We start from the raw sequence: 26,550 nt of genomic DNA, 5'->3' as shown, positions 1-26,550 counted from the left end.
TCCCGAACGTCGCTTCGTGAACTGTGCTGAGTCATGGACGAACGGAGTGAATGCCGGTGTGGTAACTGAGTGAACAGGAAGTAGAATCCACGCATGAGGAGAAGTGAAGTAAGAAGGCTGAGATACGCTGTTCTAGGCGAATGCTGTTGCTCACCCGGAGCTTGCCCAAGGCCGCGGGCTGACCTCAGCCCGCGGCCGGCGCGTATGCTTCTGGCACACCTGTTCCGTTCATCTCGATCTCCCAACTCCGCTCTAGCTCTTCCTCTAATGCATGTCTGATCCAGTCAGAGAACGTCTTGAACGTGAATTCCTCGGGCAGGTCGCGCCCGCCCCGCTGGGGGCGGGCGACGACCGCCCATCGAAGCACAAGCCAGAGGTTCTCCAACAGGAATCCAACCAGGACGAACGCGAAGCGGATGATTGGGTCTTGTGTCGTCGTTACCACTCGTGCTTGGCGAAATACACGGTAGCTCGTTTCGATCGCTGACCGTTTCCGATAGAGCCGTTCGACTTGTTTCGGCGTGCGATCGGCCAGATCGCACGCCACATAGCCTCGCACGACCTCGCCACTTTTCCCGCGATCTCCGGCGTGATATGACACAGCGACCGCGAGCGGGAATTCCAGTTCCCGCTCGCGGCCTTTGTACATCCGATAGGTTGTCATGTACGAGCAGTGCGTATCCAGCTTCTTCCTCATGCGCTTGCCCTTCTTTTGGACGGGAACGACAGTCGCAGCAACCTCCCGTGAGCGGCGCAGAATACGTTCGTTGTAGAAGCCGCGATCAGCCAACAGAAGCTCTATCTCGAAGGGATAGGCCTCGACGCGGTCGAGGACGCGCTCGACCGCGTCGGCCTCTTTCTCATCACTACGGACGTACGTCATCGCCAACGTCACTGGCTTTCCGTTCGAGACGAGATACGCCGTGCAGTACCGGTGGCACGTCGTTGTTCCGTCTTTCGCGTGCATGCGACAGAGTTCACCTTCTTCATCGGCGTACGTTCCGTGGTAGGGGTTATCGACGAAGTCAATGGAGACGATCCTCGACCGATCAGGGTCGAGGATCGTCATCGCTAACTCTCTGAGAAGGCGGTTAGCAACCCGCTCAAGCCACTCCCGGTTGAGCGTATGTAGCCAGTCCATGACAGTATCGTCACAGACAGCGTTGTCGTTGTCCTTGCACGTCTCCCAGATGGACGTCTGATTGACTGCTGCAAGAATGACAACAGCCCAGATATCGCCGGGATCGAGGGGCGAGCCCTCGATCCCTGGCAAGGGGAGCTGGCAGATGACGTCTTCCGCTAAATCTTTCACGTCCGAATCCGAAAGAACACCGTCTGGCTGAGGGATACTGAACACATTCACTCAACCAGACATCTTCCTCATGAGACCAACGCTTTAGCTCCAGCTCTCACACCAGTCGGGAAGTACCGACGATGGGATTTGAACTACGCTGTCGGCTCGCTTCCGCTCGCCGCCGTCTAATCACGTTGGTCGCAGATAACGGGCACGATGGGGGTGAGCTATTTCGGAATTTCGCACTTGAATTTTCGCGTTCATATCTTTCATAGATCGGGGAGGTAGTCGCTACGCTGTTCGGCCTGTTCTCGGTCAGAACGGCGGTCGTAGTGCCGATCAAGGATATCCTCGCTCGCATTGAGACGGTCTTTGACGATCCGGCGCGGCACATCCTCGCGACGGTAGAAGGTCACGCGACCGCTACGGAGGTCGTGTGGTGACCGTGACGAGGGGCACTTGCTTGCATGATCGATATCCGTTGCTTCACACTCGTCCAGGTCACGGTCGTGCGGACATGGTTCACCTCGCCAACAGGGCCGCGTGACACGGTACAGGGTCTTCCGGAACGTGTTTCCTGCAGGACGTCCGTACCGGGTCGTAATTAACGGCTCTCGGCCGTGCTCGTCCGTCACATCCGTTCGGTGGTACTCGATATAATCCTCGATGTAGCGGGCCGCCTTTTCGCTAATCCGGTTCCATCGGGTACCCTGTTCCTGATTCTTCAACGGCGTCCCAGTATCCGGCCGATGAACGAACTTAATCGCAGGTCCGGAGACGCGTGGGTGTGATCCGTCAAGATCGAGGTCGCGAAGATCGAGACCACGGATTGCCCCCGTCCGCGCACCAGTTCGCCAGAGCAACATCACGACGATATGTTCTCGAGAACCCGGCTTTGCATTCTCGAGATAATCGAGGATTTCAATTGCTCGTTCTGGTTTTAGCGTCGTTTCTGACACGTCTTCGCCGTGTTTCATCGTCGGCAGCGTGACCTGCTCGTACAGCGATGGTGGCACGGCGTCGATGTTGGCCGCGAACCGGAGGAACCGTCGAAGTGTCGCGAGTTGGCCCTTGAGGGTGACCAACTTCACCGGCTCATATCCGTCGCCTTTCCCTTCACGCCGCCATGTTCGATATTTGTACAGGTTCCGTCCGGTTAGTTCGTTCAGATCTTCGATTCCCTCCTCATCACAGAACTGAACGAACGCACGGAGCCGGTGTTTCGCACTCCGGCGCGTCGACTTAGCGTGCTCATCACGCATAGCGTCGTGGTACATCTCAACCGCCTCGTGAGGCGAAATTGGCTCGAGGCCGTCGCTCATGCTTTACCCCCGTCATTGGCGAACAGACTCTCCTCGAGCGGGACGAACTCGTAGAAGACGGCCTTCGCCATCCCGTAGCCAATCTCTGCAGGTGAAGCGTCGGACCGAGGGTACCCTTCGCGGGCGTATCGGAGTCCGTCATCGGTTCGGCGATGATCGGCGTAGAACGGCGTCTCGTCGCCGTCGAAATGGAGCCGAAGAATACGTTCGTCGGTAATACTGTCGATCGCCTGTTCGACGGCTCCGTTCCCGTAGACGGCATACGGCTTCCGGAGTTCAGCGTCGTGCTCGGGCTGAATGGCGGGCTTGCGGTTCGTCTCGTCTCCCTCGAGACCGTTCGTGTTGTTACCCCCGTTGGCACCGGGGAAGACGGGTTCGACCGCTTCGCCACAGATGAGACACGTCGGTTCATCGTCGCCGTCTCGAGCGGCGAGCACGTAGCCGTTGACGGTCGGACACAGGCCGGTCACGTGACCGTCGTCACGCATCGTCATCACCGGTTGTCCCGCCATCGGTTGCAGCGACCTGAAGCCCACAAGCGTCGGCCCGCCGATGGATACTCGCCTCAAGCATCGCTTCGGCCTCGGTCGTCAGCGTGTAGCTGTTCGTCCGGGCGTCGAGTTCGTCTTTCTCGAGAAGCCCGTCGGCAACGAGGTCGTCGAGATTCGGGTACAGGCGGCCGTGGTGTACGTCGCCGTACTGGGACTCAAGATGTTCCTTGATGGCGAGTCCGTAGGGATCGTCACCGACTCGCTCGAGGTGAGCAATTGCTTCCAGGATGTCGCGCTGGAAGCCGGTGAGGTCGGCCCACGCGGTCCCACCGTCGGTGCGAATGCGTGCGCAATTGGCGCAAACAGGTTCGCCCCGACGAGCATCGTAGCCATCCACTTGAGCACCGCAGCTACAGCGAGCGTCAGACCTATTTGCTGGTGATGCCTCTTGGCGTGCGTGGGGCCCACGCCCCACGGAAGTTCCGTAGTTCATGCTCTGATCCACGGAGCTACCTTCTGGGACGGCGTTGCAGCGCCGTCCCGGCTTCACGTGCCAACAAGAGTCATCTTCAGCCGTGTTGATAGCTCCGTAGATCCGTCTTCGAATCCAATATGCATAAATGCAACGGTGGCTCAAGTGAGGGTGTAGAATAATAATATGGATAGACAATCGGAAATAGGTGTCTGGATTCCATAGTGGGTACTAATGAGACAGTCGGGAACTTGGATGACGATCTGGGACGATCGAATTCTCGAGATTATCCGTAAAGAGGGGCCAAAACCAGTAGGTGAACTAACTAGCCGGGAAGGGATACGAATTAGCCAATCCTCAGTGTCTCGACGATGCCAGAAGCTTGCTGAGCATGGACTACTACTTCCAATTGGGAACGGCGTTTATGATATTACAGATACTGGAAAAGCGTATCTCGACGAGGAATACGACGCCGAAAACGAGGTCTATCTCAATGAAAACGGGTCGACAAATGGACCAACTGCAAGTGAGACAACAGAGCCGTGACAGACCGAAAGCCTGCTCGGTGGATGTGTACGCTCGACGAACGGATACTCGAGCATCTCGATGACGAGGGGTGGTCCTCTCCCCGTCTCATGTCTCAAATAATGCGACTCAATGCCTCTCGAGAACGTATCCACGAGCGGTGCAAACTGCTTTCACAAGTCGGTCTCGTCGCACCAGTCTTCGAAGATAGCAGGATGTACGAGATAACGTCTGAAGGTAGTGAATATCTTGACGGCGATCTTGATGTCGAGAACCGGCCACGACCGTCGACGCAGACGCTTCAGGGATAAGATCTACGGGAGTCTCAAGACGTATTTCAGCACAGCTACATCATAACACTCGATTCTGACGACTTTCGGACGACTTTCACCTTTGGCATTCCTACGGACCGAACTTATAATTAAGACGACTCGCAATCTCTGATGAATAGTCCAGAAGCTGGATATACGTTTTCTCAGGTAAATCAGGAAGTTTCTTTTCATTATCTAAAAATAGGCCCAACAAATCAATTTCATCCATTGCTTTGTAATCTCCATTCCTCGTCACTTTTATTCTCTGGGTGATATACGATATGAAAATAAATCCTTGCAATAACTCACATATTATTTCCAAATCATATACAGACACTACAAATGGGTCTCTCTCTAAATCTAAGACGTTATAATAGTGGTTGGTAGCGATATCGTCATATTGTTCACCAATGATTACACAGGGAACTGATCTCTTTATATCATTGTTATTTATTTCAAAATAGTCTTCATCAACTTTCAACTTCAACGTATCTTGGTCAGCTAGTTCACGTATAATTGAAGTTGCTTGCTCATTTGCCTTTCCGATACCAGATTCCAAATCTTCTTTTGCAGACTCAACATTCCCACCGCGACTTTCAAGAACAAGCTTTTTCGATTTGCATTCAAACACGAGCAAGTACTCCTGGTAGATCACAATCACATCGGCTGCCTCTTCCCACGTTCCGTCTTCCGTCTTATAATATGGGTTTAGATAGACATGGTCTTCACCAAAAGCACTTACAAGCGAGTCATATGTCCATTTCTCAATATATTCGCCCCACTTATCTCCAAATTCCCCTCCCCCTTCTCCTGACGGAGATCCATACGTTGGGTGACTAATTAAATCATAGAAGAAAGTCTCTAACAGACTTCGTCTTGATGCCGCCGCTTGTGGGATGATATATTCGTCACCGTTAGTTATTATCGGATTTTTATATAGCGGATTAAAGTCGTCTATGTGTCTGAAGTCATAGGATTCAGAATACAGTTCATAGCTCATTCGGTCGAGAAAGTTTTGGAAACATTTGGTGGAGTACCTTTCTGGGAGGCTTTCGATTAGTATTTCTTCCGGTATCCACACACATTTACGATAATTACCTAATTCCGCAAATGCACCTTCTAGCTTCTCAGCGTTTTCTTTAACCTCTTCCCTTTCTGTGAATTTTTTAATCGTCCCTTCCTCCTCATACTCTTTCATCATTTTATCCATCGAATCTTCGTGGTCAACTAACTCTTCAGGGACGAAATTTGACTTCTCAAATGCTTCTGTCAACGCATTATTGATAACTGCCAGAGTATGATTCAGATAATCTATGGCTTGATCAATTGTGAATCCATTTAGTTCTTTGAGATACTCATCGTGGGGTTTGTATGCCCGCTGAGCTGCGTTCTCAATTTGCAGATCAAACATAAATTTTCCTGAAGTGATTTCCCTCGTTCGTAGAGACTGTTGTAATTCAAGCTCCTCAAGCTCCGCATCCGACATTTCGTGAGGATCGATGTCAGGAAGAAAACCGGTAGTATATGCTTGGCTGACACCATACGCACGTTTTGATATTTCTAAGTAACCTGGCTTCTGATCACCATACTCGTCATGCGCAACTACTTTGCCAACAACGTATTCCGCGAGTCTTGGTGGAAGACCGACCTTGTCATCAGGGACTGGTAAACCACTGATATACCCACCTAAGACCATTGAATGGGCTATTTTCTCCAATATACACTCTGGGTCAGAATTAGAAATGAATTCCTCGAGTAGATCGATCTGCTCATCTGGATCTCTTTCCTCATCAGTCAAAGAAGAAAGCATCTGCCTAATGTCATTTCTCATCTCTTCTGATCCAGTCACATAGTCAACATTTGAGGTTAAATCATCTGGAACTATATTTTCGTCCATGTATTGCATCTAGCGATGAATTGCCATATATCTAATACCAGTTATAGGGTCCGTCCGAATATTCTCAAAGGTCGAAATTACCGATACTTGCTCTCGACTGAGGTCCGATACTTCAATCCAATCACAGAGGTGTTCGCGACGGTTTGAATCGTCCTTGGATCGATGTCGCCACGGGCGTCGTCGATATTCTGCTTCGACTCCACAAGGTGCGTGAGTGCGGCGTCGATCACTACACTCATCGGTGGATCGTCGTACTCGTCTTCGGCAACGATCGAGGTGGCCTTGTCGAGTTTCCGTTGTCGTTCGTCGGTGAGTTTCAGGCTGGTGCGCTTGGTCATGGTTTAAGCGGGTGTATGCACGAGGGGTTGATTCGCGTCGGTCGCGGGTGAGCGACCGGCCTGTTCTTTAAGAATGGGGGTCGGTGCGACGGTGCAGCTGACGCGGGACCGTCTCGAGCACCGCTGATTCTATGCACCGGACGAACCCATTGGACACGGGAAGGTGCATAGATTGAGGTCTCTGTATATATTCGCGAGCAACCCCGTGGGGTCGGCTTCTGGAACCCGGTTCCAGGGTGCTGCAGCAACCTCATGGAAGTGAGATCGAGACCTCGGTACTGTCGTCGCGGTTCGGATTCAAGATCGTCGCTTTCTCCCCGCCTTCCTCGAGCATGAACGGGAGGTCATCTCCAGCCTCCAGGTCGAACTCATCGACGATCGGTGCCGGAACCACGACGAGTAGCGTGCCGTCTCCTTGCGTGACTTTCCGACTGTCGGCATAGAAGCCGTCAATTCCACTCATGATCGCCCGTAGCGGTTCTCCGCTACCTAATAAATGTATAGGGTCGTGCGATTGTCTGTGTAGCTTCTAATTCTTTCCTCTCGAATCGACATGTGACCAGTTGAGACGCTTTAAATAGGCCAACTGACCCCGGGGGGTGGCTCCATTAGAATATATACGCGCGCGCCTGTACCGGTCGGCAAAAATCCAGATCGTCGAAGATCAGGTGCGATTTTGAATTTACCAGTCGCGAATTCGAACCGTTCTACGATCTCGGTTCCGTCGATCACACCCTGGCCGAAAACGGTCGAAACTACTCACCGCCAGCTCGAGTTGAATTCGTCTGAGCGATTTTTCGCGCGCGCACGTATCGGATAGGCACGGTGGGGTCCCCCCCGTGTGACGCGCGTTGCGACCGTCGAAGACGGTCGCCCACACGCGCGGTCGCTCGCAACCTCAGAAGAATCTACCAAGATTCTCGACGCTTCTAATCCCCGGCCGAAAACGCGCGGTCATGGCAGAGTGCCAAACAGACGTGACAGCCCTTCGAGCCCGGATTATCGACGAACTCGAGTTGGATGCGTTCCCGGTCAATGGCCACCGACACCGCGAGTACCTCGAGCGCGCACTGGACGCTAACTTCAGCGTTCAGGACCTCGCGACAGCCCACGAGGTCCGTCGGAAGACGATCTATCGAGCCGCCGAACGCAATGGGCTTGAACTCGAGCGGCCGCCCGCGAACGGGCTTGCACGCCGTCTGTGGGAGATGGACCCCGACGCGATTGGAGGTGACGCCTAACGTGGCACAAAGTGAATCTGGCCGGTCTGACCTCGAGCGACCGGACATATACGAGTGTCATCCCGAACTGGCCGACACGGTTACTGGTATCGATGAGAATGACCTGCTGATCGTCAACGGGGACAGTCGAACGTGGGAGGTGACCGATATCGTCGACCGCAAGTTCGACGATCAGGACGACGATCGAGAGTCCAAGCGAGCGATTCGTCTTACCACTCGCGGACGGTCCGATGAGCCCAACGCCGTCTTTGCGCTGGTGCTGGTGACCTATCCCGACCGCTATCACTGCCGTTTACACGTACTCAGAACGCCCAACTGGTACGAAGAGAACGAAACCTATCCTGTCGAGTCCGTCCGCGTGCTCGACATGGAACCGACCTGGACGGTCGTTCACTCGAGTTCGAAAGTGTTCCACCTGCCGGACCCACGTGCAGCTGGCCGTGGGGAGGCACACCCTGCCTGTCATGGCTCGCCGAACACTGCCGAAGACGCCGACTATCGGTTTGCCCAGCACTACACTGTCCGTTCATCCTGTCGCCCCTGTATGGACTGTGCCCGACGCTACCAGCCGGTCAACGTCTCGAGAATTACCTGTCCCGACTGTGACCGCGGCATCGCTGGCGGTGTTCTCCTCGGTACCAACGTCTCCGCACTCGAGGGTGTCGAACTCGCTTGTCCGAACCGGAACTGTCAGTTCGAGGGAATTGTGCCGCTTTCGTTCACTGAGTGAGTCTGTCGCGGCTTCGAACAACCTGTTGGTATCTTCCTTCTATGAGAGTGGGTCTGTTGATTACCTTAACAATTGATAGGTGTCAGCTGCTGAATATAGAGCGTAGGTTCAGCAATGTCTCTCCCCAATTTCAGAAGCACTGAAGAGATCATACCTACTATGCGGAGGGACTTTCTGCCGTTACTCGAACGGGTCAGACTTGATTCTCGCAACCGGAGCCCTATTCTAAAGGCTCGTTCGGAGTTTACCGGACGTTTTCCTCGAACGCCTGGATCGCTTCCTCAATCGATACGAGCTCCACCTGCTCCTCTTCCTCCATGAGCACGTTCTTCATATAGAGATCGTATTCCTCGTAGGCATCAAGCTCGTATTCAATCTCTGCCGAATCCAGTTCACGGACTTCGTACTGGATTGCATTCAGGCAGTAGAACTGATCGTCCAGCAGCATGAGCCGGTCGTCAATTTCCACGGTGTAGACCCCAGGCGACTTGTCCAATGATGCTTCCCACGCCCGGTCGAAGACATCCTTCCCGATCGGTCGGCGCTCTTCGTCAAAGAGTGCTGGATTCCGATTCACATATTCGGATACGTCACCTTCGTGTGGACTGCCCTTAATCGGTTCCAACCCGAGATCCACGATTTCTGTCTGCTGGGGATTCGCGGTGATATTGAAGTTGAACTGCATCATCCGACCCTGCAGGTCCTCGCGCCGGAGTTCATCGAACTGGTAGAGCTCAATCCCGGTGTCGCGAGCAATAGATTTTGCTCCTGACTGGAACCCGCTGCTAGAGATAATCAACGTCTGGTTGACATTGGAATTTTCTTGGTACCATGCCATCGCAGCAGGGACATCTTGTTCGACAGCAGTCCCATGGAACTTGCACTCGATCATCACCATGAACTCGTAGCTGCCCTGCGACACCCATGCGACGACATCGGCTTCCTTCGCATCGCCCCGGTTCAGATCGATGTCGTACTGTCGCTCCACCCGATCGACTTCTTCCATCGACCGCATCCCGGCAACGATAATTTCATAGATATCCTCGTCGAGGTCATCCGACGTGACGGCATCGGCGATGAATTCCTCCTCAAGGTAATCCTGGTGAACGTCCGACACGTAACTCGTAGAAAGATCTATCCGATCCGCGAGTTCGGTGTGCGTCAGGTTTGGATGCTCGATCGCTTCGTCAACGATCTGCTCTTGATTGTCGGTTAGGTCCTCCCGGCTGACGCCATCTTTTAATGCTTTCCGTTTCACGTGTTGATCCTTACCGAACCTGTCGCAGTCCTATTAATTATTGTTTGGCTATTCCGTGTCAATCCAGGTCAGCACTGCATCCACCAAGTCGCAAGCCATACACTACATACCTCGAACGCACTCGTTCTGCAACGCTTCACGTGAAAAGTCGTAGCCATTCCGCACAGCTCAGTTGTAGAGGGACTGATCCGCGAGTACCTACTATGAGACATACTATCCCGTACTCCAGAAGTAACTCTGTGCAAGACTCGCTCGCTGTATTCAGCAGCACCGTAGAAACCTATCACCTTGAGGATTCAACCAGAGCGTGAGAACGGATTCGGATCAGGCTCGAGGTGATAGCAGAGGGAACGGTCGGCCGGATCCCAATGGACGCCGAGGTCGTCGCCAATCTGGACGTCAGTGTGGACGACGATCTCCCGTGGGACCGTAAGCCCGAGGTTGTCCCCATCAAGTTCCCAGAGCTGGTACGATCCCAAGAACACTGCGCCGTCTGGCCCAGAACCGTTGACCGGATTCTGCTCGGTCGTTCGGTAGACGATTGCTTGCTCTCGTCGATCGAAATGAGCGAACACCGACTGCCCCCGCTCAAGGTCGGTTTCGGTAACGATGTGAGCGGGAACTGATGCCGAGTAGGTGTTATCCAATTCGCGGAGTGTCCGCGTACCGAGATAGACCGCGACGGCTTCCATGCTCAGAACACCCCGCCCGACTCCGGCGCGCGTTCGACGGCTACGCGTTCGTTCTCTCGGTCGTACACCAGTGTCACCTCGTGGCCGACCTTGAGGTCCATGTCCGCTAAGATCTCCTGTGGAATCGTCACGCCTTGCGAGTTGCCCGTTTCGATCACTGTCCGCCGGCCGATCAGTACTGAGCGTTCCGGTGGCATATCGGCCGTCACACCCAATCCCACCTAAATCAGTATCCCATTGCGACACCATACGAACGACCGTCACTCGCGCCGAGTCTTTTTATCCATTCGCCGAACCGCGCCGGGTATGGCTCGAAACCACCACTGCCAGCACTGCAACGCTGTCATCAGTAGCGATTTCGTCCGTGTTTTCGGTCAGGACGGGAAGGCCTTCGCCTGTCCCGACTGTGAAACATGGAAAGCGATCTATCGTGGTGCCGCTACCAGCGAACACGCGTCTAAAACACCTACGTCGTCAGCGAAACCAACTGACGCTGACACCTGCACGGCCCGGGTGACGCTCGACGATCTCCAGAATGATCAACATCAGTCCCTTCAAGACGGCAGTACCTCACCGACAATCCACGGCGACTGCGCCTTCGAGCAGCTCGCTTACGAGTAGAATCCTATCTATTTCGAATACTCGTACACACGATCCTATAGGCTTCCGCTGTTCGTCTCATTCATAATAGTTAGACCGTCCAGAGACGGTCGATTCTATCACACTTTCGGGCAGATCATGGATTCCCCTCGGCCAGTTGACAAACGATATGCACACGGCGCTGCTTGACTTGTGTGCATATTCGGGAAACGGATTCTGTCAACATGCACCCCCAGGGGGATAGAAGCGATTTCACAAATATCGGCCCTATTTAGATGGATCCATATACTCAGCGCTCTCCCATGCGTTATTGAACATGGTTACAGCTTTTTTAACTGATTCTGGATCTTCAGTATACAACCCAGCATTGAAGGAATCATGAAGCTGATCCCGGATTATATCTGCATTTGATACAAGGAGTCGTTTTTCATCAGAAATCATCATACGTGTATGTAACAGTTCGCTCTGTTTAACGCCTGTTCCTGTTCGTTCAGCTAATTCATCCATCGCAGCTCGTTTGAACCTCTTGCGATCTCCGCCGGCCCTTTGCCGGTTAGTCAACACTCGAAAATCAAGTTCTGGGTATTCATCTAAAAGATCTAATATATCGTGATGAAACATACCGATTCCGCGGGTAGAGATATAGAGAGATTCTGTTGTATCTTCAATCATCCTTTGTATTTGTTGCTTAATTGTCGTTTGTCGGTTTTTCACAGCTGTCGCTGGTTGAGTACTCAAGAATTTCGGTAGATGGCGTTTGTGACGCTGCTCACGAAGTTTTGTCTGCCAATCTGCATGGTATGCGGTTTGTGATGGGCCATGGCCAGCTGCTAATAGAGCAATTCCGACTTCAGATCCTGTTGCAGGTTCAAAATGCGTATGATCACTTTCCATCCAGTGAGAGAATAGGAGTGAAGCTGCAGTTTGTATATCTGGGTTTGTATGAGTCGGATTCTTAGCTAATAAAAGGATATCCGTAGACATTAGGTACTTTTCCCCACCGTCTTCTTTAATATTTTCTCTAACCTTCGAAGCAACTCGCTCAGTTACGGCGTCAACTATTGAGCTATATGTTCTGTAGTCATGTTCAAGCAATCCCAACGCTGACTCAGCCATAATTCGATCGTCAATTGACGAGTGATCTGACTCATAACGGCGTACAATATTAGATATTGCATCGCGTGTAATATCCGCATCTGGGGCAACAGCAATGAGTCCTCGAAAAGCTAACCCGTGGTGTGATTCCCCATCTACTCGCAGTCTTCCTGTACGCAATTGTTCTTCGCGGAATTTTTCTAATAGACCGACTTCACGAACCTTCTCACTGATGGGTTTCTCACCATACTTGTCGTAAAGTTCAGACAGGTAATAGAGTCGGTGATTCCCTCCATTAGGATTTTCAGATAAGTCATGCGTCTCCCAATTGGATATGAATTGCTCAACTATATCTCCGGATTCCGTTAACCGATCAAGTAACCAATAGGCTGAAGCATCATTTGGGTCTGTAGAAACACCATCCGTTTCAATTTGCTTAACGATCTCCTCAATAGTAGTAATAAGCTTATCTGAGCAACTTTCACGTGCTGAAAATGTAATATCCTCTCGCTCCATATAAGGGATATTACCGTAGACGGATTCCGATCATTTAATTTTGATGGGGTTTAGCCGGTCCGAGTCTACAGGCTTGCGCTCTAGGTAATGTCACCCCTATTTCGTGTGCTTCAACTGGAGATCGCGCGAACGAGGGGGCTAGCGCTGTAATTTTTTGGCGCAGTCGCCTTGGCGACACCCGCCAAGGGGCGTTTCGCGCGCAGCGCGAAACCGACCCGCAGGCGAGCCGGCACGATCGTGCCGGCGATCCCGTCCTCGAGGACAAAACTACAATCAGAATTGACTAACAGCCGCTATTATACAACCAAAGTTGCTGAAAACAGGTATCAGGAGAGTGTTGCCACTCACGAGGACGGTTCTACCAGTCGGCGAGCGAACCCACGCGGTGGCTGTCGCGGCCGCCTTCAGGTGTCCGCCAGACCATCGACACCTTGCTGAATGGAACTACATCGTTCCCTGAGTGCCGCCAGGCGTCGATCGCTTCCTGTGCGACCGCACGAGCGTTCTCGAAGCTATCGTGCTTCAGCAGCGACAGAATCGCATCGATTCGGAGTCGCTTCGGGTTCCCATGCTCGTCGAATTCGATCTCGGCACCATTCTCGGCCAACCACCGCTGGAACGGTGACGACTCGGCGATGTGATCGGCCAGGCCCATTACGTGCTGAATCCGATCGGCAAAGCTCTCGATGGCGTACTCGGCGGACTCAACGAGTGCGCGCAACTCCTCCTGGTACTTCCGCGCCCGGAACGAAATCTCGCCCTGGTCGATCTCGAGGATGTCACCGAGATCTTCGATCGCCCGATAGATCGTCGCGGGGTGCTTGCCGAGTTCGTCGGCCAGGCCGTCGACGGTACCACCGCCATCGGTCGCGACCGTCTCGGTCACTTCGCGCGCGGTCTCGCCCATGTCCCGCAGCGTGGTCATCAACAGGTGGTCCGTCTTCGCCTTAAGGCGCGGCGTCGGGTCCTCGTAGAGTTCCACGGACTCGTCACGCGCCGCTGCGTCGAAGTGATCGTCCGGCACGTACACGTCGTTGCCGTCGGGTGCGAGCGGGATATCTTCCCAATGGAGCGCGTTCAGCAGCGTCTCTTCTATCTGCTCAGTCACCTCGTGACGATCGGCCCATGCCCATGCCTCGCCGTCGTTCATCGACTTGTTGACCAGCACCTCCACCTTCGGATGGTACGACGGGTGATCTTTCGACACCGCGTCTGGATCGGCCAGCTGGTAGATCTCGAACTTCCGGCCGTAGGTGTGACCTGGCAGTAGCTTCGCGGCCGATGTCGGATTGAGTATCAGCCGGTTCTGGTGGTTGATCACTTCCTCGTTGTCGAGATGCAGTTCTGCCTTCACGCCCTCGAGGTCCGAGAGGAAATGAACTACTTTCTGCAGGACACCGGCCGATGCGAGCTTTTCAGCCCACTGCCGACGGATACGAATGTATCGCTCGTACGCCCACATGCGGCTGGCCGAGTGCGGGTCCGCGCGAAAGTACTCTGGATGCACGCGCTCGCCTGCGTGCTCGAAGATCGCCGCGAAGAACTCCGGCAGCAACTCGAGACCGTGGCCGGGTTCGATGTTACTGACGTGAAATTCCACGTCGACACCGTCGACCTCGCCGACCTGATTCTCCCACGGGAGATTCACTGGATCGCCGGTCTCCCAGTGGCGCATGTTCGGGAACCGCGGTGAGATATTGAACGATGCCTTTCGCTCGCCGCGCCCGCGTCCGCGGATGTCCCACTCGTACAGCCGTTCGGCGTTGATTCCATCCGATAGCCGTGGTGCGAATCCCGACTTGCTGTAGCTCACCTCGAGGTGCCACGGTTCGCCGTCGATTTCGACATCCAATTCCAGATAGCCTTCGAACGGCGGCCCGAGCATCACCGATGAGAGGGCGTCGTACGGACCGCGGCCCCAGTCGGGCCACTTCCAGCGTCCCTCGCTTTCGTGAGGTGTCGTTTCGACTTGCGTCATCGTAGCCCCTCCCGGTCGGCGAAACACGATGGACAGAGCAGCACGCCGCTCTCGCGACGAACTCGCACCTCATAGCCGGCGTACTCGCAGTCGACGCACTTGCTCCAGACCTGCTCGTTGTTGACATCGTTGGACTCGTCATCGTCGTCCGCTGCCGAGTCCTGCGGCTCGAGGCCAAAGGCTGTTAGGTCCATCGTCAGTCCCCTCCAGCCTCCGCAAAGTCCCGCAATGTGGCCGCCTCATCGGTTCTATCGCCGGGTTCGTCGTTACCGGTATCGATCGAAATCGTCGATGGATCCGGGTGATGGACTACTTCGGTATCCTCGAGCCGGTCGACAACTATGTTTGCGAGCAGTCTTCGGTGACACCAACGAGCATCCCTCTCCCAGCACACCAACCAGATATCGCGCTCGCGTGCGCAATCGGCCAGCTCGTCGATCACCGCCTGGGGACCGTCCCGCTCGAGGTACTCGAGATACCGGCGTTCGTAGTCGACGGAATTCCAAGCGATTGCTGCAGGGTTGGGTTCATCGTCTTCCTCGGCGGCGTTCTCGACGGTCTTGTAGGCGTTCAGCAGGTCCCCCGGCGGTGCGACGGCCGGGATGTTCCGATCGGTGACCCGCTCAACGAAGTCCTTCGGGTATCGGACCACACCGAAGACATCGTCCCCCTCAGATGGATCGAACTGAGAGATTCCGCCGAAGTACGTCGTATGAACCGTCATTGTGGCCCCCGTAGGTCGTCAAAGACAGCGGTCCACGCAATCTGACGGTACTGCTCGGCGCTGCGCCCACCGTTCCCGCAGTCCCACCAGTTCCCGGCGATAATCCGGTCAATCGTCGCGGCACGCGTCAATGCGATCCGCAGTATCTCGTCGGACTCGCGCTCGAGGACAACCAAGACGTACCAGCCGTCGACATCGACTAGTCGCTCGTGATTCTCTCGCCGAACCCACCAGCGACCCGCGCGGTCGTCGTAGGTCTCGTAACACGACTTCGCTTCAGCGACCTCGCCCGCGGTTGCGATTACGCCGGCACGGTCACCAACGACATCCTGGACGAACTCGAGATCGTGCCACTCGGCACGGTCGTCGGCGACCCGCTCGAGGGGCCAGCGGTCGCAGGCGGCGTTTTCGACGTAGTGGCCGCGCTCGCGATTCTCGGCGACCGTCATCGGTCCGGGTCACCCCCGTGACGACCCGGTGAGGTCTCTGGATCTGGTATCTCGACCGCTTTCCCGGCGGCCGACCCACGGCTTAATCGTGGGTATGAATCGCACTCGGAACAGCGGTGAGCCCGGTCAGCATCATCACCGTAGACTCGACGAAATCGATCGGTGACGAACGAACCGCAGTGGAGGCACGTCGACCGACTGGTCGACGTCCGCATGACAGTCGTCACGCCGACCACCCCGCTAACCCGACAATGAAAACCGCAAGCAGTCGAAGGGGGGTGTTCAACTGCTGAACGAACACCAGATTCTCAGGTTGGATATCGAAGCGAGAATCCGCCGAATCTGTACGGTAGCAGTTCTTAGAAGGACTCCTGCGTAGGAATCCTAAAACGACAGTTTTCGGACGGGCACGATGGGATTTGAACCCACGACCGTCGGATGTCTTCCCCCATCGCTGCCGCGACGAGGATAGAAGTCCGACGCTCTTATCCAGACTGAGCTACGTGCCCTCGAGTCCAATTCAACGATCAACCGGTATAAGCGGTATGGATTGATCGCTCCGAGGAAAGGATACGACTCGATCGAGAACGAAGCCGGGAGTAAAGACAAAACCGAGACCGACACCGCGAGCGCCGATCAGAGACACAGTCCTTAAGCGGGCAACGCTACTATTCGGACTCGATGCACGTCATCGGAACGGTGGGACTGCCCGGCAGCGGCAAGGGTGAGGCCGCCACCGTCGCCCGCGAGGACGGGATCCCGGTGGTGACGATGGGCGACGTCGTCCGCCAGGAGACCGCCGACCGCGGACTCGACCCGACGAAAGACCACGGGAAGGTCGCGCAGGCTCTGCGCGACGAGAACGGGCCAGCGGCCATCGCCGAGCGCTCGCTCCCGATGATCGAGGACCGCCTCGAGGACCACGACACCGTCCTCGTGGACGGCATCCGATCGGACACCGAGGTCGACGTCTTTGAGGAGCGCTTCGGCGACCATTTCACGCTCGTCAGCATCGAGGCCCCCTTCGAGGTCCGCGCCGAGCGGATCGACGCCCGCGGCCGCGACGCCGGCGAGGACGAGGGCGGCGAGCCGCTGGCCGCCCGCGACGAGCGCGAACGAGGCTTCGGGATGGACGACGCGATGGCCCGAGCGGACATCGTCGTCGAGAACACCGACTCGCTCGAGGCGTTCCACGAGCGGATGCGGACGATCATCCGCGAGGGAGCCGCGGCGCTCGAGAGTGCGGACGAAAGCAACGACGGAACCGAAACGGTCGAACGAACCGAAGCGGAAGCGGAGGCCGACCCATGACCGACATCTACCGCGTCGACGTCGAGATCACGGCACCGGTCTACGACACCGAAGTCACGAGCCGCGTCGCCGACGCCGTCGCCAACATCTTTCCCAACGCCGACCTCGAGGAGGAGTTCGGCGAGATTCGGGCCGAGGCCCACTCGATGGACCACTTCTCGGACCTCCTCCATCGACAGGAAATCCTCGACACCGCCCGCGGGGAGTTCTTCGCGAACCGCGAGGGCGACACCTTCTCCTTCGCGCTCAAGAAGCAGGCCGCCTTCATGGACCGGGTCAACTTCTCGGTCGGCGAACCGGACGAGCTCGGCGAGATCAACGTCCGCGTCCGCGTCGAGGAGCCCACCGTCGAGGAGTACATCGATCAGATCGCACCGCCGACGGAAGACGGCGAACCGGTCACGGGCTGAGCGACCGCCTCGCTGCCGTTCTACGCCGGGCCGACGAACGGCGACCGAACGCGGCGACGGCTCGAGTATCCGATCGTCGCGTCCGTGGTTCGGCTGTACTGTGCTGCGCTGCAGTTCTTGCGACCCTACTACCTACTACTTAGCCGCGCAGGCGCGTGCGTCCTCGAGCGCCGCTTCGGCCTTCTCGCGGTGCTGGCGCGCGGCGACGACGTCCCGCTCGGCCGCCGCGGCCGCCGCGTCGGCGAAGCTCCCCGCTGCGGACTCGAGGTGGCCGCTCTGGCACAGCGCCGTGGCGAAGTAATCGACCAGCCCCTCGGGGGCCTCGTCCTTGCCGCTCGAGAGCGTCTCGGCTGCGGTCGCGAACTCCTGTTTCGCCGCGGTAAACGCCATCTCGGCGTCCTCGTGGTTTCCGTCGTCGGCGTCGGTCCGCCCCTGCTCGAGGTATTCGTAACCGCCCAGCAGCGTCTCGTATCCCGTCGCCAGCGTGACCTGCGAGTCGAGGACGTCGCCGAGCGTCGACGCGCCGGCCTCGAGCTCCGCGCGGTCGATCACGGCCAGCTCCTCGAGGCGCTCAGCGTCGAGCGAGAGCAGTTCCGACGTGGCGGCGTCGAACTCGGACTGGGCCGACTCGAGGGTCGCCCGCCGGTCCTCGACGGTCGTCACCGCCTCGTCGAGCTCCGCGCTGTCGTCGCTCTCGAGGGCGCTATTGACCTGTTCGACGTCCTCGGCGAGCGCGTCGTCGGCGACCGTCGCGGTGACGTCGGTCAGCGTCTCGAGGACGCCCGCGTAGGTCCGCAGCGCCTCGAAATCGTCCTCGCGGCCGTCCAGTTCCGACTCGGCGGTCTCGAGGTACTCGCGGGCCTGCTCGATGTGGCCGCGCGGCTCGGAGGGGTCGAAGTCGACGCTCTCGGGATTCTCGAGCGCGTCCTCGTCGACGTTCAGCGCGAGCGCGGCCCGGTTCAACTGTCCGACGGCCCGGTCGAGGGCGCGGGGGCCGGTACGGTCCTTGACCTCGACGTCAGAACCCTCGCCGCCGCCGAGGGCGTCGAGACACCCTGCGAGCGCGGCCGTGCCCAGCGCGGCGCCGCAGGCCAGATACTGTCGCCGGTTCCTCGTCATGATACTCGAGGCTAGGCCTAACCGTTCTTTAATATGACGACCGGACTGTCACCGGGTTTGATCGTTCGGGGGGAGACGTGGCGGCTCGAGACCGAATCGGAGCAGAACGCGAGGAAACGGCGCAACGAGAGAGAAAAGACGGAGAGTCAGTGAACGGCCGAATCGGTGCCTTATCCGAACGGACCCATGCCGCCCATGCCACCGCCGCCACCGCCGCCGCCCTGCTGTTGCATCTGCTTCATCATGCGCTGCATCTCCTGCTCGGAGCCCATGCCCTGGAACTGCTTGATCGTCTTCTCCATCATCTTGTACTGCTGGAGCAGCTCCCGGACCTGTTCCTCGCTCGTTCCGGACCCCTTGGCGATGCGCTCGATCTGGCTCGCGCCGATGGCCTTCGGGTACTCCTTTTCGGCCTCGGTCATCGAGTCCATGATGACCGAGAACGTCCGCATCCGCTCCTGGGTGACGTCCATCGCGTCGTCGGGCAGTTGATCCTTGAGCCCGCCGCCGAAGCCGGGGATCATGTCCATCACCTGGTCGAGCGGCCCCATGTTGTTCATCGCCTCCATCTGCTTTTGCATGTCCTTCAGGGTGAACTGCCCCTGCAGCATGTCCTCGGGCTCCCAGTCGTCCTCCTCCGTCTCGGTCTGCTCCATTGCGCGCTCGACGCGCTCGGCCAGCTGGGAGAGGTCGCCCATCCCGAGCAGCCGCGAGATGAAGCCGTCGGGCTCGAACCGCTCGATGTCCTGGACCTCCTCGCCGGTCCCGAGGAAGGCGATCGAGGAGTCCGTCTGGTCGACCGCCGTCAGCGCGCCGCCACCCTTCGCGGTACCGTCGAGCTTGGTGATGACCACGCCGTCGATGCCGATCGACTCGTCGAACTGCTGGGCCTGGTCCTTCGCGCCCTGCCCGATCGCGGCGTCTAACACGAGCAGGGAGGTGTCGGGTTCGACGACGCCCTCGATCTGCTCGATCTCGTCGATCAGGTCGTCCTCGAGCGCGTGGCGACCCGCGGTGTCCACGATGTGGACGTCGGCTTCGCTGGTCTCCTCGAGCCCCTTCCGGGCGATTTCGACAGGGTCGTCGGCGTCGGGGTCGCCGTAGAAGTCGACCTCCGCGCGCTCGGTCATCTCCTCGGCCTGCTCGTAGGCGCCGGGGCGGAAGGTGTCGGTCTGGATGACCGCCGGGCGCAGGCCCTTCGTCGAGAACCACCAGGCCATCTTCGCGGCGGAGGTGGTCTTACCGGACCCCTGCAGGCCCGCCAGCAGGATGGTCTGTTCCTCCAGCGGGAGTTCCGTGGAGTCCCCGATGAGATCGACCAGTTCCTCGTAGACGATGCGGAGGACGAAGTCCCGCGCCGGCGTGCCGGCGGGCGGCTCCTCCTCCAGAGCGCGTTCCTTGATGTTGTCCGAGAGCTCCTGCACGAGCGAGATGTCGACGTCGGCGGAGATCAGCGAGCGCTGGATCTCCTTGACGATCTCCTCGACGTCCTCCTCGCTGATTCGTGACTTCCCGCGGAGTTTGTCGAGGGTGCCCCGCAGAGAACTCCCGAGATCGTCGAGTACCATTTGCTCGTTCTACGGGACGACGGCGTTAAAGGTTTTTTCTACGCCCGATCCGTGACTGTCCGTTCGCGTGCGAAATCGCGCTCGCGGAACAACGCGCGTTCCGTCTCGGTCGAGTCGCGGAGCAACGCGGGGATCAGTTCGTCGACCGTCTCACGCGTTCGATAGACGAACGCTCGAGAGGACGCCACGGACGCTTGAGCGGTTCGAGCGCCTTCTCGAGGGGGCGCCTCGAGCGACTCGTCCGGGTCGAACGTCTCGAACGGCCGATCGAAACGGAACCCGCCGACGGCGACCGCTGGCGATGCGTATTTCACCCGCGCGGCGAGAAGTGACGGGTATGACGGACGAAGACGAGGTCGACGCCGACACCGACAGCGAAGTCAGCGGCCGCGGCGACGCGAAAGACGGGGCCGAATCGGTCGATCCCGACGAGTACGACGCCCTCGCGGACGCCGACGTGACGACCTGGGTCGACGAGAACGGGCTCCACATCGCCGAGGACGAGATCACCGGCGTCTCGAGCCAGGGACAGAGCGAACGGGCGGCCGTCGAACACCTCGCAGAGGCGGTCGCTTCCTATCGGGACGCACAGGAAGATACGACCGGCGACAACTGGCTCTAGCCGCCGCGGTGAAGTGCCGGGCGTCGCTGGCGACGTCGCGCGTCGACGACGGCGGTGCGTTTCGAAGCGCGAAGGACGGTCGTCGAAGCCCGAGGCGCAGTCGCCGCCCACAGATGTAAACGCCGCCCGAGCGAACGACACTGGTGTATGACCGTTGACGAGATTCTCGTTCCCGTGGACGGGAGCGACGCCGCGAGGGCCGCGTTCGATCACGCCCTCGAGATCGCCGGCGCCGCGAGCACGGCGTCCGACGTCACGCTCCGCGTGCTCCACGTCGCGGACGCGGCGGTTCTGAACCTCCCCGGATTCGGCGGCGACGCCGCCGACGCGCTCGAGCGGGAGGGCGACGAGATCGTCTCGCAGGCGCGCGAGCGCGCCGAAGAACGCGGGATCGACGTCGCCGTCGACGTCCGTCGGGGCGAGCCGCGCGAGGAGATCGTCGCGGCCGCGGCCGACGCCGATCTCGTCGTGATGGGCGCGCACGGCTGCCACGGAATCGGCGAGTACGTGCTCGGCACGACGACGGACTACGTGATCAATGCGACCGAGACCCCCGTCCTGTCGGTTCAGGCGGCCGAGAACGTGACCTACTCCTATCCGTACGAGGCGATCCTCGTGCCGACCGACGGGAGCGACTCTGGGATCGCGGCGGTCCGGATCGCCGCGCGGATCGCGTCGTGTACCGACGCGGCGCTGCACCTGCTGTACGTGATCGACGAACTGCCGGAGGTCGACGAGCCGGTCTCGGACGAGGCCACCACCGAACTCGAGGAAAACGCCCAAGAGATCCTCGAGGCCGCCGCGACGACCGCGACGGAGGCGGGGCTCGCGGCGGAATCGATCACGACGACGGTCGCGAACGGCTCCGTCCCCCACGAGATCAGAGCCCACGCCGACGCCGAGGGCGTCGACCTCATCGCGATGGGAACGCACGGCCACACCGGCCTCGATCGCCACCTGCTCGGCAGTTTTACCGAGCAACTCCTGCGTAGCGCGCCGGTTCCCGTCCTGACCGTCCAGCGGAGCGACGAGTAGCCGTCGCGTTGCGGTCGGTGCTCGAGTATCCGTCTCCGGAGCCGTCAGCGACGTCGTTTCGGCACCGCCACGACCCCTCCTAAACCTTCGGCAGCCGTGTCGGCGCTGGAAACGCGGCCCCGCCGTCGATATCCGTCGCCGTCGAAGGCCCCAGGGATGACAGCATCCGGAACGCACGTCGCGGACGGCGACGAGGGTGCCGCGGCGCTGGCGACGGTCCTCAGGGCCGCGGAGGAGGGCGACGGCACCGTCGCATGGACGGACGTGCGCGACGACATCGACCGCGAGCACTGGGGCGCGATGCTCGAGCGGGGCGTCCTCGTACCCGTCGACGGTGGGGATCGATTCGTCCTCGACGATCCGACCGCCGTTCGGGAGACCCTCGCAAACCGCGAGTTCGATCCGCCCGAACCCGACGGCTGGTCGCGTCGCGACGTCGCCGCCGGCGTCGGCGCGCTCTCGCTGCTGGCCGGCTACCGGGTGGCGGCGATTCGCGACGCCGTCGCGGCGGTCCTCGACCTCGCGATCGGGCCGCTCGCGGCCGCGCTACCGTTTCCGGCCGTCGTCCTCGCGCTGGCGGTCGCAACGACAGTGGCGACGACTCTCGCTCGCCGTCGCCTCGATCGACCGGACGCGAGCGCGTTCAGGCATCGGACGCAGGAACTGCAGGCTCGGCTGGCCGCCGCTCGAGCGCGCGGCGACGAGGCCGCGACCGAGCGGCTCGCGGAGCGGCGCCGCGACCTCGTCGGGCGGCAGGCGCTGCTGTTGACCGACCACCTGAAGGTGCTGGCGTGGACGACGGTGCTGACCGTCCCGGTCTTCCTCTACCTCTCGTGGCTGGTGGCGTCGCCGGCACACGCGACCGCGCCGCTGGTGACGGTCGCGCCCGTCCTGGGCGACGTCGTCTGGACCGCGCGGGTCGTCGGGCCAATTCAGGCGTGGATGGCCTGGTACGCGCTGTGCTCGCTCGTCTCGAATCTCGTCGTTCGAGGGGTCGGTCGTGTCGTCCCCGACGGGCACGAGGTGCGTCCCTCGTAGGCGGCGCGGAGAGCCGCGACTCGAAACGAGGGCCATTCGGGAGCAGGTCCCGGTTTTACGCGTCCGTCCGTGGTGAGAACGGCCCATGGACGAGACCGACAACGCGGACGAGTACGACGTCGTCGCGATCGGCGGCGGCTCCGGCAGCCAGGTCGCGACCGCGGCGGCCGACCGGGGCCTCGAGGCGGCCGTCGTCGAGCCCGGACCGCTGGGCGGGGCCTGCATCACCCGGGGCTGTGTCCCCTCGAAGGCGCTGCTCCACCGCGCCGACCTGGCAGACGAGGTGCGACGCGCTGGCGAGTTCGGAATCGCGGCCGACCTGCGGGACGTCGCGTACGGTGAGATCACGGACGCGGTCCGTGACACCGTATACGAGAAGGCCGCCCGTCAGGAGCGATCGCTCAAGGAGAGCGACAACATCGCGCTCTACCGCGGCGAGGGTCGGTTCGTCGACGAGCGGACGATCGCGGTCGAACCGACCGACGAGGCCGAGAGCGACGAGACCCGCGAGATAACCGGCGATGCGATCGTCCTCGCGGTCGGCTCGAGACCGATGGTCCCGCCGATCGACGGCCTCGAGGACGTCGACTTTCTCACCAGCGACGACGCGCTGTACCTCGACGAGCGACCGGACGAACTCGCGATCGTCGGCGGGGGGTACATCGGGGCCGAACTGGGCTACTTCTTCGGCGCCGTCGGCACCGACGTCTCGATTATCGGGCGCAGCGACCGATTGATTCCGGGCGAGGACGACGACGCGAGCGCGGTCGTCACCGACTCGCTCGCGGACTACTGCGATCTCTACACCGGCTACGAGGCGGCGGCAGTCGCACGGGGTGAAGACGGACGCGTCGCGATCACTGCGGAGCCGAGCGACGGCAATAGTGGCGACGACGGCGACGATGATTCAGTCGAGCTCGAGGCCGACGACCTCCTCCTGGCGACCGGTCGTCGGCCAAACACCGACACGCTCGCGCTCGAGGAGACGGCGGTCGAAACCGACGAGAAGGGGTACGTCGAGACCGACGCGCGCCTCGAGACGGCCGCCGAGGGGATCTGGGCGCTGGGCGATATCCTCGGCGAGCAGCCGTTCAAGCACGCGGCCGACTACGAGGCGGAAGTTGTGATGGCGAACGTCTTAGACGACGGTGGGCGGGAAGTGGACTACGGCGCGATGCCCCACGCGATCTTCACGACGCCGCAGGTCGCCAGCGTCGGGCGGACGGAGGGCGAACTCGAGGACGAAGGCCGAGAGTACGAGGCGACGACCGTCTCCCTCGACGCCGCACCGCTGGGACTCATTCTCGGGGCCGACGACGGCTTCGTGAAGGTGCTCGCGGCCCCGGACGGCGAGATTCTCGGCTGTCACGTCGTCGGGCCGCAGGCCTCGACGCTGATCCAAGAGGTCGTCGTCGCGATGGACCGCGGCGACGGCACCGTCGACGACGTCGCCGACCCGGTACACGTCCACCCGGCGCTCTCGGAGGCGATCTACACGGCGTTCGACGACCTCTCCTCGCGGGAGTTCTCGACGGCGCCGGACTGGCGGGACGTCGCGCCGAGCGGTGGCGATTCGAGGGAAGAATAGTAACTCGAGGACGAGACGAACGGCGGAACCGGACTACCAGTTCCAGGGACCGTGGTCGGGGTCGATATGGCGCTCGCGACGGTCGATCGAGTCGATCAACTCGCGGTCTTCTTCGTCCAACTCGAGATCGGCGGCGGCGAGGTTCTGCGCTAAGTGCTCGCGGCTGCTGGCCTTCGGGATGACGGCGACGTTGTCGTGGTCGAGCAGCCAGGCCAGCGAGACCTGCGCCGGCGTCGCGTCGTGCTTCTCGGCGACCTCCTGGATCTCGGGCACGTCGACGATTTCGCCGTTGGCCAGCGGCGAGTAGGCGACGAACCAGTAGTCGTGTTCCTGCGCGTGCGCGACCAGGTCGTCCTGGGGCAGCAGCGGGTGCATCTCGGCCTGATGCGCAAAGAGCGGCGCGTCGAGCACCTCGAGGGCCTCGTCGAGCAGTTCCGGCGTGAAGTTCGAGAGGCCGACGTTGCGCGTCTTGCCGGTCTCGTAGGCCTCGTCGTAGTAGGGCAGGATCTCCTCGTGGTCGTAGATCCCCGACGGCCAGTGGACGTACAGCAGGTCGACGGCGTCGACGCCCAGTCGCTCGAGGCAGCCGTCGATGGCGTCGGGAACCGCCTCGGGTTCGGGCGGGACGTCGTGGTGGACGGTCTTCGTCGAGAGGAAGATATCGTCGCGGTCGACGTCGGCCTGTTCGATTCCCTCGCCGACGTACTCCTCGTTCTCGTACACCTGTGCGGTGTCGACGTGGCGGTAGCCGACCTCGAGGGCGGTCCGGACGTTCTCGGTCCACTGCTCCCGGTTGTCCTCCGAGTACGTCCCGAGGCCGAGCCGCGGGAAATCGTCGCGTGGCATCACCTCGGGCTTCTCGAGTTGGGCGGTTTACTCTTCTGCTTCCGAGCCCGTCGGTCTCGGGCGCGAGTCTCGGGCGGGGACATCGACCGTCCGGCGGGGCAACCCCGAACCGAGCGTGCAAACGGTTTACGCCTCGGGCGCGCCCGTCTCGACCTCGCCGTCGCGTTCCAGCCACTCCGTCAGGCTACCCTCGTAGAAGGCGACGTCCTCGTAGCCCAGCGCTTTGAGCACGACGTAGGTGTGGCTGATCCGCCGGGCCGTGTTGCAGTAGAGGACGATCTCGCGGTCGCGCGTGATGCCGTACTCCTCGAGCAGCGCCTCGAGTTCCGCTTCAGGCTTGAGCCGCCGCGTCTCGTCGTCGACGACCTCCCGCCAGTCGAACAGCACGGCGCCCGGGAGGTGGGCCTCCTCGAACTCGTGGTCCTCGCGCGTGTCGACGAACAGCGCGCCGCGCTCTAAGGCCGCCTCGACCGCCTCGTAGTCGACGAGCGGGCTCTCCGCGGGCTCGAGCGGGTCGGGCTCGTAGTCGGTCGGCTCGACGTCGGGGACCTCACTCGTGGTCTCGTACTCGCGGTTCCAGGCGCTGTAGTCGCCGTCGAGCAGACGCACGTCGTCGTGGCCGTACTCGAGGGCGGTAAGCACGAACCGGGCGGCGAAGACGCCGTGGGTGTCGTCGTAGGCGACGACGGTGTCGTCGGGCGAGATGCCGGCCTCGGAGAGCAGTTCGGCGAAAGCGTCGGCGCCCGGCAGCGTGCCGCGGTCGACGTCCGACTCGTCGCGGTAGCTGTCGAAGGGAACGTTGACCGCGCCCGGAATGTGCCCGATACCGTCGTACTCCCAGGCGTCCCTGACGTCGACGATTCGAACCTGCGGGTCCTCGAGTCGCGCTGCGAGCCAGTCGGGGGCGACGACGACGGATTCGTCCATTAGGATAACCGTGCCGCCACGGGCCCCACAACCCATCGGTCCCGGCACGTCTCCCCTCGGTACCGAGATCCCGGCAATAATTTCTGGTACAGGGGCTCGGCCCGTATCAGTCCACCCGTTCATATGTCGGTCCTATGTATAAACCGCCGCCAG

The 26,550-nt window shown here is 59.7% G+C and carries 30 protein-coding genes and 1 tRNA gene; 10 read left to right on the top strand and 21 right to left on the bottom strand.

Translation table 11 applies throughout. The features are described 5' to 3' along the window. Positions 1 to 184 precede the first annotated feature (184 nt). The 4 genes from ACYQ26_RS20460 to ACYQ26_RS20445 all read right to left on the bottom strand — a co-directional run bounded on the left by ACYQ26_RS20460 (position 185) and on the right by ACYQ26_RS20445 (position 3,504). A complete protein-coding gene (locus tag ACYQ26_RS20460) occupies positions 185 to 1,357 on the bottom strand; it encodes an ISH3 family transposase (RefSeq protein ID WP_459806279.1) in 1,173 nt (390 codons plus the stop codon). A gap of 206 nt (positions 1,358 to 1,563) precedes the next feature. Next, the gene (locus ACYQ26_RS20455) at positions 1,564 to 2,616 is read right to left on the bottom strand and encodes a tyrosine-type recombinase/integrase (RefSeq protein WP_459810720.1); all 1,053 of its coding nucleotides are present in this window, start codon (positions 2,614 to 2,616) and stop codon (positions 1,564 to 1,566) included. Continuing rightward, entirely contained in the window at positions 2,613 to 3,104 is a 492-nt protein-coding gene (locus ACYQ26_RS20450; protein WP_459810719.1) for a hypothetical protein, read from the bottom strand. Before ACYQ26_RS20450 ends, ACYQ26_RS20455 begins: the two co-directional genes overlap by 4 nt. After that, positions 3,097 to 3,504 carry a helix-turn-helix transcriptional regulator gene (locus ACYQ26_RS20445; RefSeq protein ID WP_459810718.1) on the bottom strand — a complete coding sequence of 136 codons (408 nt, stop codon included), beginning with the start codon at positions 3,502 to 3,504 and terminating at the stop codon, positions 3,097 to 3,099. The genes ACYQ26_RS20450 and ACYQ26_RS20445 overlap by 8 nt, the downstream gene beginning before the upstream one ends. A gap of 309 nt (positions 3,505 to 3,813) precedes the next feature. Between ACYQ26_RS20445 and ACYQ26_RS20440 the strand changes: the two genes are divergently transcribed. Continuing rightward, entirely contained in the window at positions 3,814 to 4,125 is a 312-nt protein-coding gene (locus ACYQ26_RS20440; protein WP_459810717.1) for a winged helix-turn-helix domain-containing protein, read from the top strand. A gap of 381 nt (positions 4,126 to 4,506) precedes the next feature. Here ACYQ26_RS20440 and ACYQ26_RS20435 read toward each other — a convergent pair whose 3' ends face one another. The 3 genes from ACYQ26_RS20435 to ACYQ26_RS20425 all read right to left on the bottom strand — a co-directional run bounded on the left by ACYQ26_RS20435 (position 4,507) and on the right by ACYQ26_RS20425 (position 7,113). After that, a complete protein-coding gene (locus ACYQ26_RS20435) occupies positions 4,507 to 6,321 on the bottom strand; it encodes a hypothetical protein (protein WP_459810716.1) in 1,815 nt (604 codons plus the stop codon). A gap of 68 nt (positions 6,322 to 6,389) precedes the next feature. Next, positions 6,390 to 6,650, bottom strand: a complete 261-nt coding sequence (locus ACYQ26_RS20430) for a DUF7386 family protein (protein ID WP_459810715.1) — start codon at positions 6,648 to 6,650, stop codon at positions 6,390 to 6,392. A gap of 250 nt (positions 6,651 to 6,900) precedes the next feature. Then, positions 6,901 to 7,113 carry a hypothetical protein gene (locus ACYQ26_RS20425; RefSeq protein WP_120244082.1) on the bottom strand — a complete coding sequence of 71 codons (213 nt, stop codon included), beginning with the start codon at positions 7,111 to 7,113 and terminating at the stop codon, positions 6,901 to 6,903. Positions 7,114 to 7,606: 493 nt separating this feature from the next. On the opposite strand from ACYQ26_RS20425, the gene ACYQ26_RS20420 reads away from it, so the two are divergent. Together ACYQ26_RS20420 and ACYQ26_RS20415 are read left to right on the top strand one after the other, a co-directional pair. Then, entirely contained in the window at positions 7,607 to 7,891 is a 285-nt protein-coding gene (locus ACYQ26_RS20420; protein WP_459810714.1) for a hypothetical protein, read from the top strand. A 1-nt stretch (position 7,892) separates the two neighbouring features. Continuing rightward, a complete protein-coding gene (locus ACYQ26_RS20415) occupies positions 7,893 to 8,621 on the top strand; it encodes a hypothetical protein (RefSeq protein WP_459810713.1) in 729 nt (242 codons plus the stop codon). Positions 8,622 to 8,865: 244 nt separating this feature from the next. Here ACYQ26_RS20415 and ACYQ26_RS20410 read toward each other — a convergent pair whose 3' ends face one another. The 3 genes from ACYQ26_RS20410 to ACYQ26_RS20400 form a co-directional block, all read right to left on the bottom strand. Continuing rightward, positions 8,866 to 9,879 carry a restriction endonuclease gene (locus tag ACYQ26_RS20410; RefSeq protein ID WP_459810712.1) on the bottom strand — a complete coding sequence of 338 codons (1,014 nt, stop codon included), beginning with the start codon at positions 9,877 to 9,879 and terminating at the stop codon, positions 8,866 to 8,868. A 296-nt stretch (positions 9,880 to 10,175) separates the two neighbouring features. Beyond that, entirely contained in the window at positions 10,176 to 10,571 is a 396-nt protein-coding gene (locus tag ACYQ26_RS20405) for a hypothetical protein (protein WP_459810711.1), read from the bottom strand. A 2-nt stretch (positions 10,572 to 10,573) separates the two neighbouring features. Then, positions 10,574 to 10,768: an AbrB/MazE/SpoVT family DNA-binding domain-containing protein gene (locus tag ACYQ26_RS20400; protein WP_459810710.1), complete on the bottom strand. Its 195-nt coding sequence runs from the start codon at positions 10,766 to 10,768 to the stop codon at positions 10,574 to 10,576. Between the two features lie 109 nt (positions 10,769 to 10,877). Between ACYQ26_RS20400 and ACYQ26_RS20395 the strand changes: the two genes are divergently transcribed. Then, positions 10,878 to 11,192, top strand: coding sequence for a DUF7563 family protein (locus tag ACYQ26_RS20395; protein WP_459810709.1), 315 nt, complete (start codon positions 10,878 to 10,880; stop codon positions 11,190 to 11,192). A gap of 246 nt (positions 11,193 to 11,438) precedes the next feature. Here the strand turns inward: ACYQ26_RS20395 and ACYQ26_RS20390 are convergent, their stop codons facing one another. From ACYQ26_RS20390 to ACYQ26_RS20360, 7 genes are all read right to left on the bottom strand, one after another. Continuing rightward, complete coding sequence (locus ACYQ26_RS20390) at positions 11,439 to 12,782, bottom strand: hypothetical protein (RefSeq protein ID WP_459810708.1); 1,344 nt, start codon at positions 12,780 to 12,782, stop codon at positions 11,439 to 11,441. A gap of 358 nt (positions 12,783 to 13,140) precedes the next feature. Beyond that, the gene (locus tag ACYQ26_RS20385; protein ID WP_459810707.1) at positions 13,141 to 14,760 is read right to left on the bottom strand and encodes a DUF7845 domain-containing protein; all 1,620 of its coding nucleotides are present in this window, start codon (positions 14,758 to 14,760) and stop codon (positions 13,141 to 13,143) included. After that, complete coding sequence (locus ACYQ26_RS20380) at positions 14,757 to 14,954, bottom strand: hypothetical protein (protein WP_459810706.1); 198 nt, start codon at positions 14,952 to 14,954, stop codon at positions 14,757 to 14,759. The genes ACYQ26_RS20385 and ACYQ26_RS20380 overlap by 4 nt, the downstream gene beginning before the upstream one ends. Positions 14,955 to 14,956: 2 nt before the next feature. Further along, a complete protein-coding gene (locus tag ACYQ26_RS20375) occupies positions 14,957 to 15,484 on the bottom strand; it encodes a DUF488 family protein, N3 subclade (protein WP_459810705.1) in 528 nt (175 codons plus the stop codon). After that, positions 15,481 to 15,933, bottom strand: a complete 453-nt coding sequence (locus ACYQ26_RS20370; RefSeq protein ID WP_459810704.1) for a PD-(D/E)XK family putative nuclease — start codon at positions 15,931 to 15,933, stop codon at positions 15,481 to 15,483. Before ACYQ26_RS20370 ends, ACYQ26_RS20375 begins: the two co-directional genes overlap by 4 nt. Continuing rightward, positions 15,930 to 16,148, bottom strand: a complete 219-nt coding sequence (locus ACYQ26_RS20365; protein WP_459810772.1) for a DUF7563 family protein — start codon at positions 16,146 to 16,148, stop codon at positions 15,930 to 15,932. The genes ACYQ26_RS20370 and ACYQ26_RS20365 overlap by 4 nt, the downstream gene beginning before the upstream one ends. Before the next feature lie 189 nt (positions 16,149 to 16,337). Next, positions 16,338 to 16,442 (bottom strand) — tRNA-Arg (locus tag ACYQ26_RS20360). A 172-nt stretch (positions 16,443 to 16,614) separates the two neighbouring features. Here ACYQ26_RS20360 and ACYQ26_RS20355 point away from each other — a divergent pair. Next, complete coding sequence (locus tag ACYQ26_RS20355) at positions 16,615 to 17,244, top strand: AAA family ATPase (protein WP_459810702.1); 630 nt, start codon at positions 16,615 to 16,617, stop codon at positions 17,242 to 17,244. Continuing rightward, the gene (locus ACYQ26_RS20350; protein ID WP_459810701.1) at positions 17,241 to 17,654 is read left to right on the top strand and encodes an RNA-binding domain-containing protein; all 414 of its coding nucleotides are present in this window, start codon (positions 17,241 to 17,243) and stop codon (positions 17,652 to 17,654) included. The genes ACYQ26_RS20355 and ACYQ26_RS20350 overlap by 4 nt, the downstream gene beginning before the upstream one ends. Before the next feature lie 135 nt (positions 17,655 to 17,789). Here ACYQ26_RS20350 and ACYQ26_RS20345 read toward each other — a convergent pair whose 3' ends face one another. Then, a complete protein-coding gene (locus ACYQ26_RS20345; protein WP_459810700.1) occupies positions 17,790 to 18,773 on the bottom strand; it encodes a hypothetical protein in 984 nt (327 codons plus the stop codon). A 170-nt stretch (positions 18,774 to 18,943) separates the two neighbouring features. Continuing rightward, positions 18,944 to 20,341, bottom strand: a complete 1,398-nt coding sequence (locus ACYQ26_RS20340; RefSeq protein WP_459810699.1) for a signal recognition particle protein Srp54 — start codon at positions 20,339 to 20,341, stop codon at positions 18,944 to 18,946. A gap of 337 nt (positions 20,342 to 20,678) precedes the next feature. On the opposite strand from ACYQ26_RS20340, the gene ACYQ26_RS20335 reads away from it, so the two are divergent. The 4 genes from ACYQ26_RS20335 (at position 20,679) to ACYQ26_RS20320 (ending at position 24,624) form a co-directional block, all read left to right on the top strand. Continuing rightward, a complete protein-coding gene (locus ACYQ26_RS20335; RefSeq protein ID WP_459810698.1) occupies positions 20,679 to 20,963 on the top strand; it encodes a type II toxin-antitoxin system HicB family antitoxin in 285 nt (94 codons plus the stop codon). A gap of 147 nt (positions 20,964 to 21,110) precedes the next feature. Further along, entirely contained in the window at positions 21,111 to 21,998 is an 888-nt protein-coding gene (locus ACYQ26_RS20330) for a universal stress protein (protein WP_459810697.1), read from the top strand. A gap of 156 nt (positions 21,999 to 22,154) precedes the next feature. Then, complete coding sequence (locus tag ACYQ26_RS20325) at positions 22,155 to 23,036, top strand: DUF106 domain-containing protein (protein WP_459810696.1); 882 nt, start codon at positions 22,155 to 22,157, stop codon at positions 23,034 to 23,036. 85 nt (positions 23,037 to 23,121) lie between these two features. Continuing rightward, a complete protein-coding gene (locus tag ACYQ26_RS20320) occupies positions 23,122 to 24,624 on the top strand; it encodes a dihydrolipoyl dehydrogenase (protein ID WP_459810695.1) in 1,503 nt (500 codons plus the stop codon). Positions 24,625 to 24,657: 33 nt separating this feature from the next. Here ACYQ26_RS20320 and ACYQ26_RS20315 read toward each other — a convergent pair whose 3' ends face one another. Both ACYQ26_RS20315 and ACYQ26_RS20310 read right to left on the bottom strand, forming a co-directional pair. Beyond that, on the bottom strand, positions 24,658 to 25,470 hold the full coding sequence (locus tag ACYQ26_RS20315; protein ID WP_459810694.1) for an aldo/keto reductase: 813 nt from the start codon (positions 25,468 to 25,470) through the stop codon (positions 24,658 to 24,660). Positions 25,471 to 25,596: 126 nt separating this feature from the next. After that, positions 25,597 to 26,397 carry a sulfurtransferase gene (locus ACYQ26_RS20310; RefSeq protein ID WP_459810693.1) on the bottom strand — a complete coding sequence of 267 codons (801 nt, stop codon included), beginning with the start codon at positions 26,395 to 26,397 and terminating at the stop codon, positions 25,597 to 25,599. Positions 26,398 to 26,550: the final 153 nt, after the last annotated feature.

The sequence above is a fragment of the Halopiger thermotolerans genome (genome assembly GCF_054654555.1).
The sequence above is the reverse complement of the archived record's forward strand: the minus strand, read 5'-3'. Positions and strand labels throughout refer to the sequence as shown.

Bases quoted from the DNA above. Each gene is read 5' to 3' on its own strand.
- ACYQ26_RS20430 (WP_459810715.1), bottom strand. From the start codon at position 6,650: ATGACCAAGCGCACCAGCCTGAAACTCACCGACGAACGACAACGGAAA.
- ACYQ26_RS20375 (WP_459810705.1), bottom strand. From the start codon at position 15,484: ATGACGGTTCATACGACGTACTTCGGCGGAATCTCTCAGTTCGATCCA.
- ACYQ26_RS20320 (WP_459810695.1), top strand. From the start codon at position 23,122: ATGGACGAGACCGACAACGCGGACGAGTACGACGTCGTCGCGATCGGC.
- ACYQ26_RS20450 (WP_459810719.1), bottom strand. From the start codon at position 3,104: ATGCGTGACGACGGTCACGTGACCGGCCTGTGTCCGACCGTCAACGGC.
- ACYQ26_RS20420 (WP_459810714.1), top strand. From the start codon at position 7,607: ATGGCAGAGTGCCAAACAGACGTGACAGCCCTTCGAGCCCGGATTATC.
- ACYQ26_RS20330 (WP_459810697.1), top strand. From the start codon at position 21,111: ATGACCGTTGACGAGATTCTCGTTCCCGTGGACGGGAGCGACGCCGCG.
- ACYQ26_RS20395 (WP_459810709.1), top strand. From the start codon at position 10,878: ATGGCTCGAAACCACCACTGCCAGCACTGCAACGCTGTCATCAGTAGC.
- ACYQ26_RS20380 (WP_459810706.1), bottom strand. From the start codon at position 14,954: ATGGACCTAACAGCCTTTGGCCTCGAGCCGCAGGACTCGGCAGCGGAC.
- ACYQ26_RS20325 (WP_459810696.1), top strand. From the start codon at position 22,155: ATGACAGCATCCGGAACGCACGTCGCGGACGGCGACGAGGGTGCCGCG.
- ACYQ26_RS20350 (WP_459810701.1), top strand. From the start codon at position 17,241: ATGACCGACATCTACCGCGTCGACGTCGAGATCACGGCACCGGTCTAC.
- ACYQ26_RS20335 (WP_459810698.1), top strand. From the start codon at position 20,679: ATGACGGACGAAGACGAGGTCGACGCCGACACCGACAGCGAAGTCAGC.
- ACYQ26_RS20345 (WP_459810700.1), bottom strand. From the start codon at position 18,773: ATGACGAGGAACCGGCGACAGTATCTGGCCTGCGGCGCCGCGCTGGGC.
- ACYQ26_RS20425 (WP_120244082.1), bottom strand. From the start codon at position 7,113: ATGAGTGGAATTGACGGCTTCTATGCCGACAGTCGGAAAGTCACGCAA.
- ACYQ26_RS20435 (WP_459810716.1), bottom strand. From the start codon at position 6,321: ATGCAATACATGGACGAAAATATAGTTCCAGATGATTTAACCTCAAAT.
- ACYQ26_RS20355 (WP_459810702.1), top strand. From the start codon at position 16,615: ATGCACGTCATCGGAACGGTGGGACTGCCCGGCAGCGGCAAGGGTGAG.
- ACYQ26_RS20315 (WP_459810694.1), bottom strand. From the start codon at position 25,470: ATGCCACGCGACGATTTCCCGCGGCTCGGCCTCGGGACGTACTCGGAG.
- ACYQ26_RS20370 (WP_459810704.1), bottom strand. From the start codon at position 15,933: ATGACGGTCGCCGAGAATCGCGAGCGCGGCCACTACGTCGAAAACGCC.
- ACYQ26_RS20385 (WP_459810707.1), bottom strand. From the start codon at position 14,760: ATGACGCAAGTCGAAACGACACCTCACGAAAGCGAGGGACGCTGGAAG.
- ACYQ26_RS20405 (WP_459810711.1), bottom strand. From the start codon at position 10,571: ATGGAAGCCGTCGCGGTCTATCTCGGTACGCGGACACTCCGCGAATTG.
- ACYQ26_RS20390 (WP_459810708.1), bottom strand. From the start codon at position 12,782: ATGGAGCGAGAGGATATTACATTTTCAGCACGTGAAAGTTGCTCAGAT.
- ACYQ26_RS20340 (WP_459810699.1), bottom strand. From the start codon at position 20,341: ATGGTACTCGACGATCTCGGGAGTTCTCTGCGGGGCACCCTCGACAAA.
- ACYQ26_RS20310 (WP_459810693.1), bottom strand. From the start codon at position 26,397: ATGGACGAATCCGTCGTCGTCGCCCCCGACTGGCTCGCAGCGCGACTC.
- ACYQ26_RS20400 (WP_459810710.1), bottom strand. From the start codon at position 10,768: ATGCCACCGGAACGCTCAGTACTGATCGGCCGGCGGACAGTGATCGAA.
- ACYQ26_RS20440 (WP_459810717.1), top strand. From the start codon at position 3,814: ATGAGACAGTCGGGAACTTGGATGACGATCTGGGACGATCGAATTCTC.
- ACYQ26_RS20455 (WP_459810720.1), bottom strand. From the start codon at position 2,616: ATGAGCGACGGCCTCGAGCCAATTTCGCCTCACGAGGCGGTTGAGATG.
- ACYQ26_RS20365 (WP_459810772.1), bottom strand. From the start codon at position 16,148: ATGCGGACGTCGACCAGTCGGTCGACGTGCCTCCACTGCGGTTCGTTC.